Source organism: Microvirga sp. GN3 (assembly GCF_055792825.1).
In genome coordinates this window covers 63,163-72,956 of the sequence record NZ_JBVVAK010000029.1, presented here as the reverse complement: position 1 = coordinate 72,956, position 9,794 = coordinate 63,163, and the positions used below count along the sequence as shown (strand labels likewise).

Sequence of the window (9,794 nt, the reverse complement as noted above, 5' to 3'; positions counted from 1 at the left end):
GCCTTGGCTGACGGACAGCTTCGCCCCCTGTGACAGGAAGGCCATTGCCACGACCATGGCATGCCTTTCGATGATCGAGCGAAGTCGACAAGCCGTCACCGGGTGGCTGTGGCGGCCAGCGCGGCCTGGCTCCGAGCCAAACCCACCCGCCGCCACCAGTGTCCTGGCGGAAGGTTGGGTCGTGCCACCGTCAGCTGGGGCGCCCCATTCACGCACACCGAATGTTTACTCTGTCGGCTCAGAATGCTTTCACCGGGCCTGATGCGAACCATCTCGATCCGGTGCGGAGCTTTACCCTCCGCTCAACGCCCTGGGTGAGGTTTCAGACAGCCCTCAGCCAGGGCGTTTCCCTTCAGGCCTTGAAAGGCCACCGTGCGCCACGCTGCCACACTCCAAGCTTGCCACTTGTCTCTTTCGGCAAATCCGCTCAGGCTCACCTCAGCTGCGTCGCGACCTGCAGCTATCGGCGAGCCCCGGGAGCCGGCACGGATGGACTGCCCTCCCGGGCTCCTCGTCGGATGTCAGCGCGCTGTACGAGCCGCACGGGCGCCGGGGATAAGCGGTCGTCTCGTCACCCCTTCCACGCCTTCAGCATGAGCTACTCCCGCGACCCCGTCATCACTGAAGTCACCGACGCAGGTCCACTGGTTTGTCTCACGCGATGGCGGTTCTCGGGTCGATATTCACGGATGATATGTTGAGCAATGCAGTGAGCGTGCCGCTGCATGCCAACAAGGTTCTGGACAATGGTGTACTTCAGAGGCTCCGGGGCCCCTGAGGCGATGACGTGGTGCGCAATGTCGCTGAGTTGGCAAACGAGGTCATTGAGCCGTTGGGTCGCCTCGAGCACACCGGCATCAGCACGCGCGGTCCGCAGTGACTGACGAGATGATAGTTGGATCAGGTTCGACATCCACCGACCCTTTCGCCTGGATGTGGTTGTGTGGAGGCTTGGCTCTTATAGGAATTAACTCCACTTGCTTGCTCGAAGCTGGTATGCCGCTGGTCGCGAGCGCTGCGCTTCCGAGTTCACCAGCTAATCCGTCATCACAGGGTCTGAGGAATGGCGGATCGACATCGAAGCCCGGGCTCTCTAAGCCATGGCCAACGAGAAGGCGGTCTGCTTCAGCGGCCGGAAGAATGGGACGACGGCTGACCGTGCAGTGATTGGCATCCGGGGTGTACAGGCCGTTGAGGATCTGCGACGGTCCATGATGCGGCCTCAGGAGGCGCGGTTCCAATGATCGGTAAAATCCCGGGCTTGACAATCTTCATCCTGCAAGCGCTATGCATCGTCGCGATCGCCCTTGCCCCACGCATCATCGACACTCTGGGGCTGACGTCGCGCTAAGTTCTTGGCGGCCCACGCATGAGCGGAGCAGGCCTGAACGCACTGTATTTTGATCAGGGCCACAGACTCTCATGGATCCTCCATTGACCTTTGATCAGATCGTTGGTGCGTTGCGGTCTCTAAATGAACGTTGGCGTTCGGATGACGGCACTCTCGGGTTCGTCCGGCACGGTCCCAGATCTCAACCGCAAAGTTTCCCTCTGGAACAACTTGAGGGTCATGCTGTTGATGCTTGCCAACCTTTGGCCCCGCAACTAGCCTTCCTGCGCTGGGGAGATTTCGGCACAGGCCGATTGGGACCAAAGACACCATTCGCGCCGACGGAGAGGGGCTACAGACGACAATGGCGACAGGTACTGTGAAGTGGTTCAACGAGACCAAAGGTTATGGCTTCATTCAGCCGGACACCGGCGGCAAAGATGTTTTCGTGCACATCAGTGCGGTTGAGCGTGCGGGCCTCAGAGGTCTAAGCGAAGGGCAGAAGGTTTCCTACGAGATCCAGTCCGACCGCAGAACTGGCAAGGAGTCGGCGGTCGACCTGAAGGTTTAGGACGCTGCAACACATTCTGTGGGTTGTCCGCTGTTAGGATGGCCGCTCCTGTTGGGGAGCGGCCTTTTGGTGTGCCCTGCCCTGTCGAGTGCCCCTACTCTCGAAACTTGATATTTGTCCTTCCTACCGCTGAGTGCATCATCAAGGAGCCTCTGAAGAGGCTCGTGCTCGTCATGGGCCATGATGGCTACCCTCAGAGCACGGTCTAGGGCATGGGCGTTCGCTGGTAAGAAGCTCGATCGCCAGAGCCCTGAAACGCCCCATAGTTCCAATCGTTAGGGGTTTCACATTGGTGGTGCAGCGGATCCATCTGACGCACACTCAGTCATCTTGAGGAAAGCTCAGCGCCCGTGCGGCTGCAACGAACGCGCGAGCTCCCGGGTTACGCTGTCCTCAATGTTGAGCCTGTCGAGTTCCTGTTCAGCCTCAGGGTCTAACGCAGGCTCGGATGTCTCGGGCACGCGCGACACCTCAGGTGGTTGCGGCTGAGGCTCAGCAGCCCGATGATCCAAGGCATCGAGCAGGCTGTGGAGGGCTTCATTCGTGACTTCCACCTCCGGAGTGGATGGGACACCGGTGAGAGCCAGAGAGCGGGGCTGGTAGGTGTGATCACTGGTGACCTCGGGACCAACCCAGGCCGGGGGCTGGAACTTTCGCGCCGTCTTATCTTGTTTGCACGCAATGCTGATCAGATCGAGGGGTGCCGGGGTGATGACGCGCTGGATGGTGGCGCTGTGCGACCCGATGTCGATCGGGATGCTCAGATACTCGGTCTGTCCGGCGGTCAGCTCAAGCAGCGTCTCGGCCTGAGGCCGGGAGATCTCAGCGGGCTCCTCGCGCGGACCGGCTGCATGATGAGCGATTAGGATGAGGTGACTGGCATTGCCTGAAACTTGTACGTGGGCGCTCCGGCCCGGTCGGTCCGGGAAGAAGCCTTGTCGGACGAGGTGGCCTCCCCTTTCCCTCTCGATCAGCCGAGCCAGAGCAGAGGCGATCAGGAAGACACGGGTGGCGCTCATCGGGTCAGCCTTCCACAAAGAGTGCTGCTGGTCGAGCCAGCCCCTCTCAAGCTAGGGTGTAAGGATCGATCCGGGAAGAGAGTTTGGCACCTTCTCTGCCCGGTACATGCTTCTCGAGCCGAGTGACCCTCGCCTGCGGAGGCAGACGTAGATCGTCTCAAGGCGTAGGCACAGCTGTTGGTCACGCAATCAGGGTATTATCCGATTCAGAAGGCGTTAACGCCGAAGCTCTATCGCCAAGCGAGGTTGGCGCATATCGGACCATCATGGCGAAGGGAGCATTATTCGACGTTCCTTGAAAGAGAAGCCCATAACATCTTATACCACGTCCTGGTGATCAGAACCCGTGTGCCCAGTCGCGCAAGCCGATGGACATAATCGTCCAGGGCTGCTCGGTGAGCCTGTTCCACGCGTCACAGCAATGATCGAGGATGTCCTTGTAGGATGCGAACACCCGGTTGGAGATCCAGTTCTCGCGCATGTATTGCCAAATGTTCTCGACCGGGTTCAGTTCGGGCGCTTTCGGCGGCAGCGGCACCAAGGTGATGTTGGCCGGCACCTGCAGTTTGCTTGAGACATGCCAGCCGGCCTGGTCGAGCAGCAGCACTGCATGAGCTCCTGGAGCCACGGCCTGCGCGATCTCTTTCAGATGCTCGTTCATGGCCTGTGTGGTGCAGCGGGGCAGCACCAGGCCCGCTCCTTTCCCTTCAGCCGGGCAGATCGCGCCGAAGATGTAAGCCGAGGCCGTTCGGAGATCGCGCGGGGCCGAGGGCCGTGTGCCGCGTTTGGCCCAGCGGCGGGTGATCTTGTTCTTCTGGCCGATCCGCGCCTCGTCGGCAAACCAGATCTCTAGCGGCTTGCCATCGGCCTCGTTGGCTGCGATCTCCGCCACACGCGTGGGAAAGTCTTTTTAAAAGCCGATACAGCAGGCTCGCTCTTGGCATGATGGCGCGGGCGGGCCGAGAGCTTGCGATAGCCCAGAGCGCGCACCTCCCGGCTCAAGGTTTGCTTCGAGACCGGCAGGCGGTACTCGTCCCAGAGCCACTCGATCAGGTCCACCAGACGCCAGCGCACCACCCCGTGCACCGCCGGGATCGGGCCGGCCTCGATCATCTGCACCAGATGCTGGCGATGATGATCGGTGAGGCGCGAGGGCTGCCCCGGCGGCTTGCGGTCGATCAGGCCTTCAGGCCCGTGAGCGTTGAACTTGAGCACCCAGTCGCGCACGATCTGCCGCGTCACCCCGCCGATCCGCGCCGCCTCCGTGCGTGAGGCGCCCTCATAGATGGTCGCCAACGCGAGCAGGCGGCGGGCCTGCGGGCCATCCTTCGTCTTCTTGGCCAACGCACGAAGCTGAGAAGCATCGAAGTCAGAGCGGAGTGGGATCGGCATGGCAACCCTCCTTGGCTCACCAAGTTGAATCACACCCACCGCAATCCTGGAAATCACGAACGAGTCAGACCTTCAGGGACCTGGTATTAGATCCATCCCAGGCTCAACGCGGCCACGGCCAGATACCGGCCTGTCTTGGTGAGTGCCACGAGCGGAACGAAGACCCGCAGGGGCTCGCGCATCACGCCCGCCACGATGGTGAGCGGATCGCCGATGATCGGCAGCCAGCTCAACAGCAGCGTCCAGCGGCCGTATCGATGATACCAGGCCTCGGCCTTTACCATCTGCTTGCGCTTGACCGGAAACCAGCGTCGATCCTCGAAATGGGCGAAGAAACGGCCCAGGAACCAGTTCACGATGGAGCCGAGGATGTTGCCGACGCTTGCCACGAGAATGAGAACCCACCACGTGTAATGCTCCGCCACCAGCATGGCAAAGAGAACGGCTTCGGATTGGAAGGGGAAGACGGTGGCCGAGAGAAAGGCAGCGGCGAACAGAGCGCCGTATTCGGCAAGATGCGGCATGAGGCGAGGATCACGCGAGACAGAAGGCAGGTGGAGTTGAGGCTTCACAGGAAGCCTGAATGAAGTGGTCCTTATCACGGTTTTGGGATGTTGCCGAGTTGACCTGCCTCGCAGCAGGTCAACCATCGACTCTCATGCGTCTTCGCGGGCATGCCTCATCGATTTAGGATGTCACATGCGTTCGCTGAACGTGCCGTGCTGAGCCCGCGGATTGAGGCGTGCGAAGTCATCGCCTTTCACATGAACCAGCGTGGCGTGATCCCCGCCTTCGAAGTAAATGTCCGGCTGCCGTTCCATGCTGTTCTCGACGATGACATCGAGGCCATAGCACGTACCGACGGGCGGAATGGCGCCGCGATCGCAGTCGCGGAACACCTCGACGATTTCCTCCTCGGAGGCGAGGCGCAGTTCCTGGCCCAGTTCCATCTTGAGATCGGACAGACGTAAGTGGTGCGATGCCGGCAAGACAGCGAGCATATAGTTCTGTCCGTCGCTGAGCATAATGCCCTTCGCCAGCCGGTCGCCCGGCACATGCCCCGCATGAGCCGTTCCCAGCGATGTCATCGCCGGTTCGTGCGGGATCAGATCGTAGCTGATGCCTTGATCGGACATGTAGCGTTGAAGGGTGGGTGCAATCGTCATGGCAACCTCCTATGAGACGAGGACTCTCGCATGCCTGGAGGGCGGCTTAACTGACACACCGTCGCTTCGGGATGCGCAGTTGCTTGGAAACCCTCCGATCGTACACCCCGGACGGATTGGCTTCAATTGGCTGAGAACGGCAGCCGAAAATATTGACGGATGCGGCCGAGCTTCAGCACGATCCTCCCGGTGCGGTAACTTGCACCTTCCGCGCAGGTTCACTAGGAACAGCCCAACTTTGTTCTCAAGCCAAGCTCTCCGCACGTCTCTCAAGTGGAGACGCAAAAGATTTTCTCTCAGAAAGACCTCTCTTGGATCAGTTCGACGTTGTAGTGATCGGCGCAGGCGCCGCCGGGATGATGTGTGCGGTGGAGGCCGGCAAGCGCGGGCGTTCCGTGCTCGTCCTCGACCATGCCGCCAAGCCCGGCGAAAAGATCCGCATCTCCGGTGGCGGGCGCTGCAACTTCACCAACCTCAACGCCGCGCCGGCCAACTTCATCTCGCAGAATCCAAATTTCGCCATTTCGGCCCTGCGCCGCTACACGCAACGCGACTTCGTCGCGCTCGTGGAGCGCTACGGCATCGCCTATCATGAGAAGACCCTGGGCCAGCTCTTCTGCGACGGCTCGTCGAGGCAGATTATCGATCTGCTGCTGAACGAGATGCGGCAAGCCGATGTGGAGCTTCGCCTGTCCACCTCCGTCGCGAGCGTGGAGAAGGCGCCGGAAGGATTTTCGCTGCGGCTCTCGCAGGGCGCGGTGCAGTGCCGATCCGTCGTGGTGGCGACAGGCGGAAAATCCATTCCGAAGATGGGCGCCACCGGCTTCGGTTACGATCTCGCGCAGCAATTCGGCTTGAAGATCGTCGAGACAAGGCCGGCGCTTGTTCCGCTCACGCTGGAACCGACCATGCTGGAACGCCTCACGCCCCTAGCGGGCGTGTCGGTCGATGCGGTGGCGAGCTGCCGGAAGACGAGTTTTGCAGAGGCGATGCTCTTCACCCATCGCGGCTTGAGCGGCCCCGCGATCCTGCAGATCTCCTCCTATTGGTGCGAAGGCGACGAGATCGTGCTCTCCATGTTGCCGGGCGTGAATCTCTTCGAGGAACTACGCGCCGCCCGCGCGCAGAACGGGCGGCAGGCACTCCAGACGGCTCTGTCCGCCTTCCTGCCCAAGCGTCTGGCGCAACTGATCGCTGAGACGGAGAAGGGGCCAGCCAATCTCGCCGATTATTCCGACAAGAGGCTTCATGCCATCGACGAAGCCGTGAACCGCTGGCGCTTCAAGCCGGCCGGGTCAGAGGGCTATCGCACGGCGGAAGTAACGCTCGGCGGCGTCGACACTCGCGAACTCGACTCCCGGACGATGGAGGCCAAGGCAGTGCCCGGCCTCTACTTCATCGGCGAGGTGGTGGATGTCACCGGCTGGCTCGGTGGATACAACTTTCAGTGGGCTTGGTCGTCCGGCTGGTGTGCCGGACAGGCGGTCTGACAGCGCCAGCAACAGCGCGATTTTACCGCTTCATAAGGACCGCGCTTCCAGGGAGGCCTGTGCGCCAGGACACTGGCGCGAGCCGTTGCGGAGAGATTCAATCTTAAGGATATTGAATTCTTCAATTATTGTAACAATATTTAGTTTCAATAATAGGATCCGTTAAGGACATGCTCAACCAAAGGGGGCCTAGAGAAGGACTTAACATGAAGATTCTCTATATCCTGCCACTCCTGCTGGCATCGGGACTTTACGTAGCTGCAGAAGCGAATGCCGCCACACTCGACAACGGTCGTGGGCTTAACGGTCGAGGCCTGAATGGACGAGGCCTCAACGGACTCGCTCTCAACGGTACGGTCCATGAGAGTGCGGCCGCAGGCCAGGCGATCACCGTCATCCTGAAGGATGGCGAGCGTGTGACCCTTCAGTAAGCTTCAGTGGCGGACCCTTGCCTGAGAGGCAAGGGTCCAAGGCCGGTTCGCCATGTCGACATTTGCGAATGCCCTTGCTCTCGGGGGGCTGCTTTCCCTGGTCTTGCCTATCCCTGTTCAGGCCCTGAACGGCCGTCTGGAGGCGGATCGGGGCGAATTCCGGCTGCGGCTCGATGACGGGCGCGTGCTCGAGCGGCAAGCCCTGATTGGCACCCGTGTCGTCATTCGGAGCGGCACACAGGACGTGACGCTGCTGATTGACGCGGTCGAGGAAGAGAACTCAACGTCTGGCAAAACGATCGTGCTCTACCGGCTTCTCATCGACAGCCCAGAAGGGCGGAGATGGCACGACGCATGCGAACCCGATACGCGCGGAAGGCGGTTGGGCCTGCCTCTGCTGAAGGAAACCGGAATCGCCATCACCTGTACGGGTGGAGCGGAAGGCAAATGCATCCTCATGGGTTACCGGCCTTGGGAGGCTAGTGCCAATGTACCGATGCGCGACCTTCATGCCGCCTGCATTCATCTGGTGCGCGCCGATTATGGCGGCGACGATCATGCGACGACCCGTGATGGCACAGTGATCGATGTCTATGACCGGTTCGGCATCCAGAAACCTGAGATCACCGATCCCATGCCTTTCGAGGCCGCCTGGGGAAAGCACGGCGCGGTCTGCGTTGCTCATCCGCGCATCGCGCAGAATGTGACGCTGGACGACTTGGCGAAAGCCTATCCGCGGCTTCGCGACTCGCTCGGATCTGAAGCCTGTACAGAGGAAGCCATGCGTGGGCATCCCGAGGTCCTTCTGTTCAACCGTTCGGCTCCGACTGCGCCCTGAAGGGCCACTCCTGTGCCTCCCGCCACGGGTGTGATATGTTTTCAAGCCCAAGGTCTCATCATGGGGAGGGATTCATGCAATCGAGCATGGTCCTCATCTGGATCGGCGCACTGCTTATCGTGGCAGGGATCGTGCTCGCGGCTGGTCAGGTCCTCTGGAAGGGACGCCTGAGCGAGCCGCATCGCATGGGCCCGATGGGTTCCGGCACAACGCTGGAACCACGGGAGAGAGTGCGCGCCCTGCATCCTAAACACCATTGGCCCAGCATTCTCCTGGTCGCACTGGGCATCATCCTCATGCTGGCTGAAACGGCGGTCTGACAGGCGCGAGGATTGTTTCCAAACCGCCTCGCAGCAGCCCGAAAGTGGTAGAGCGGGGAGATTTTCGCCCTCGGGCGCTTGCGTATGGCCGCGGTTCGGGCAACGATCCGCGCATGAAGCCGCTCTCGATCCTCTTGGCTGCCGGCCTTCTCCTGATGCCTGCTTCGGTCGGCGCCTCTCCCATGCTGCTTGTGGACGCGTCCTCCGGCGAAATTCTCGCCGCTCAAGAAGCAACCCGCTCCTGGCATCCGGCATCGCTCACCAAGATGATGACGACGCATCTGGCGCTTATGGCTGTCAGGTCGGGCCGTGTCAGCATGGACACGTCCATTGTCCTGAGCCCGAAGGCGGCCGCTCAGGCTCCGACGAAGCTCGGCGTGCCGCCGGGCACCTCTCTCCGGCTGGAGGATGCGCTCACCGTTATCATGGTCAAGAGCGCCAACGACGTATCAGTTGCGATTGCGGAGGCCATCGGGGGCAGCGAGGAGGCCTTCGTCGCTGCGATGAACGCTGAGGCGAGACGCCTCGGAATGACCGGGACCTGGTTCGTCAATCCGACCGGTCTGCATGATGACCGGCAGGTGACCAATGCACGGGACATGGCTGTGCTCATGCTAGTGCTCTTGAGCTATCATGCCGATTACATGGATCTTCTCAGGACGCCGTCCATAACGGTCAACGGTCGGTTGCTCAAGAACACCAACAAGCTGGTCGAGGATTACGCTGGCCTCGAGGCTTCGAAGACCGGCTATGTCTGTGCCTCCGGCTTCAATGTTGCCGTCTCGGCCCTTCGCGGGAACCGACGGGTCATCGGTGTGGTCCTCGGATCGCCCAGCGCGGCGACCCGGACATTGGTCATGCGCGAGCTTCTCAACACCGGTCTGGCCGAGGGGAAAAGCCCTGTTGGCAATCTGCGCACGACGAAGGCCGCAGCACCTGCGCCTGCTGCGGACCTGCGTCGTCTCAAATGCGGCCGACAGGATCCGGCACGATTGGAGGCCAAGGCCGCTGGAAGCGTTGCGAAGCGGACGGAGGTTCAGCCGCTTCAACGATGACGAAGAGCAAGACTCGAACTTCCAGCCACGCTTCGGCACATGCATGCGCAAGACAGATCATCCGGTCGCTACAATCGTAGCCGGAATTCACGGATGCCGCGCGATCGCCAGATCCTGAACAGGCAAGTCACATGTTCAAGCGAATGCTGAACCTGTCAGCAAGCAACGGCTCCCTGTTGGCG

10 protein-coding genes are annotated in these 9,794 nt (G+C 61.0%); 6 read left to right on the top strand and 4 right to left on the bottom strand.

What is annotated here, in order from left to right:
* The first annotated feature begins 1,694 nt into the window (after window positions 1-1,694).
* Window positions 1,695-1,901, top strand: coding sequence for a cold-shock protein (locus tag ACS5Q1_RS16070; protein ID WP_473099154.1), 207 nt, complete (start codon window positions 1,695-1,697; stop codon window positions 1,899-1,901).
* A 341-nt stretch (window positions 1,902-2,242) separates the two neighbouring features.
* Here ACS5Q1_RS16070 and ACS5Q1_RS16065 read toward each other — a convergent pair whose 3' ends face one another.
* The 4 genes from ACS5Q1_RS16065 to ACS5Q1_RS16050 form a co-directional block, all read right to left on the bottom strand.
* Window positions 2,243-2,920, bottom strand: a complete 678-nt coding sequence (locus ACS5Q1_RS16065; protein ID WP_473099153.1) for a CYTH domain-containing protein — start codon at window positions 2,918-2,920, stop codon at window positions 2,243-2,245.
* Between the two features lie 337 nt (window positions 2,921-3,257).
* Window positions 3,258-4,312, bottom strand: a protein-coding gene (locus ACS5Q1_RS16060) for an IS630 family transposase (protein ID WP_473099152.1) whose coding sequence is annotated in 2 segments (ribosomal slippage) — window positions 3,258-3,782 and window positions 3,785-4,312 — 1,053 coding nt in all. Because the reading frame shifts where the segments join, the coding sequence is not laid out codon by codon here.
* An 86-nt stretch (window positions 4,313-4,398) separates the two neighbouring features.
* Window positions 4,399-4,836: a YqaA family protein gene (locus ACS5Q1_RS16055; protein WP_473099151.1), complete on the bottom strand. Its 438-nt coding sequence runs from the start codon at window positions 4,834-4,836 to the stop codon at window positions 4,399-4,401.
* Window positions 4,837-5,007: 171 nt separating this feature from the next.
* Window positions 5,008-5,478, bottom strand: a complete 471-nt coding sequence (locus ACS5Q1_RS16050; RefSeq protein WP_203440831.1) for an aminoacyl-tRNA deacylase — start codon at window positions 5,476-5,478, stop codon at window positions 5,008-5,010.
* Window positions 5,479-5,789: 311 nt separating this feature from the next.
* On the opposite strand from ACS5Q1_RS16050, the gene ACS5Q1_RS16045 reads away from it, so the two are divergent.
* The 5 genes from ACS5Q1_RS16045 to ACS5Q1_RS16025 all read left to right on the top strand — a co-directional run bounded on the left by ACS5Q1_RS16045 (window position 5,790) and on the right by ACS5Q1_RS16025 (window position 9,612).
* A complete protein-coding gene (locus tag ACS5Q1_RS16045; RefSeq protein WP_473099150.1) occupies window positions 5,790-6,968 on the top strand; it encodes a BaiN/RdsA family NAD(P)/FAD-dependent oxidoreductase in 1,179 nt (392 codons plus the stop codon).
* A 206-nt stretch (window positions 6,969-7,174) separates the two neighbouring features.
* Window positions 7,175-7,399 carry a hypothetical protein gene (locus ACS5Q1_RS16040; protein ID WP_473099149.1) on the top strand — a complete coding sequence of 75 codons (225 nt, stop codon included), beginning with the start codon at window positions 7,175-7,177 and terminating at the stop codon, window positions 7,397-7,399.
* 52 nt (window positions 7,400-7,451) lie between these two features.
* Window positions 7,452-8,237, top strand: coding sequence for an ADYC domain-containing protein (locus tag ACS5Q1_RS16035; RefSeq protein ID WP_473099148.1), 786 nt, complete (start codon window positions 7,452-7,454; stop codon window positions 8,235-8,237).
* Window positions 8,238-8,311: 74 nt separating this feature from the next.
* A complete protein-coding gene (locus ACS5Q1_RS16030) occupies window positions 8,312-8,557 on the top strand; it encodes a hypothetical protein (protein ID WP_473099147.1) in 246 nt (81 codons plus the stop codon).
* A gap of 113 nt (window positions 8,558-8,670) precedes the next feature.
* A complete protein-coding gene (locus ACS5Q1_RS16025) occupies window positions 8,671-9,612 on the top strand; it encodes a D-alanyl-D-alanine carboxypeptidase family protein (protein ID WP_473099146.1) in 942 nt (313 codons plus the stop codon).
* Window positions 9,613-9,794: the final 182 nt, after the last annotated feature.

Bases quoted from the DNA above. Each gene is read 5' to 3' on its own strand.
- ACS5Q1_RS16070 (WP_473099154.1), top strand. From the start codon at position 1,695: ATGGCGACAGGTACTGTGAAGTGGTTCAACGAGACCAAAGGTTATGGC.
- ACS5Q1_RS16065 (WP_473099153.1), bottom strand. From the start codon at position 2,920: ATGAGCGCCACCCGTGTCTTCCTGATCGCCTCTGCTCTGGCTCGGCTG.
- ACS5Q1_RS16055 (WP_473099151.1), bottom strand. From the start codon at position 4,836: ATGCCGCATCTTGCCGAATACGGCGCTCTGTTCGCCGCTGCCTTTCTC.
- ACS5Q1_RS16050 (WP_203440831.1), bottom strand. From the start codon at position 5,478: ATGACGATTGCACCCACCCTTCAACGCTACATGTCCGATCAAGGCATC.
- ACS5Q1_RS16040 (WP_473099149.1), top strand. From the start codon at position 7,175: ATGAAGATTCTCTATATCCTGCCACTCCTGCTGGCATCGGGACTTTAC.
- ACS5Q1_RS16035 (WP_473099148.1), top strand. From the start codon at position 7,452: ATGTCGACATTTGCGAATGCCCTTGCTCTCGGGGGGCTGCTTTCCCTG.
- ACS5Q1_RS16030 (WP_473099147.1), top strand. From the start codon at position 8,312: ATGCAATCGAGCATGGTCCTCATCTGGATCGGCGCACTGCTTATCGTG.
- ACS5Q1_RS16025 (WP_473099146.1), top strand. From the start codon at position 8,671: ATGAAGCCGCTCTCGATCCTCTTGGCTGCCGGCCTTCTCCTGATGCCT.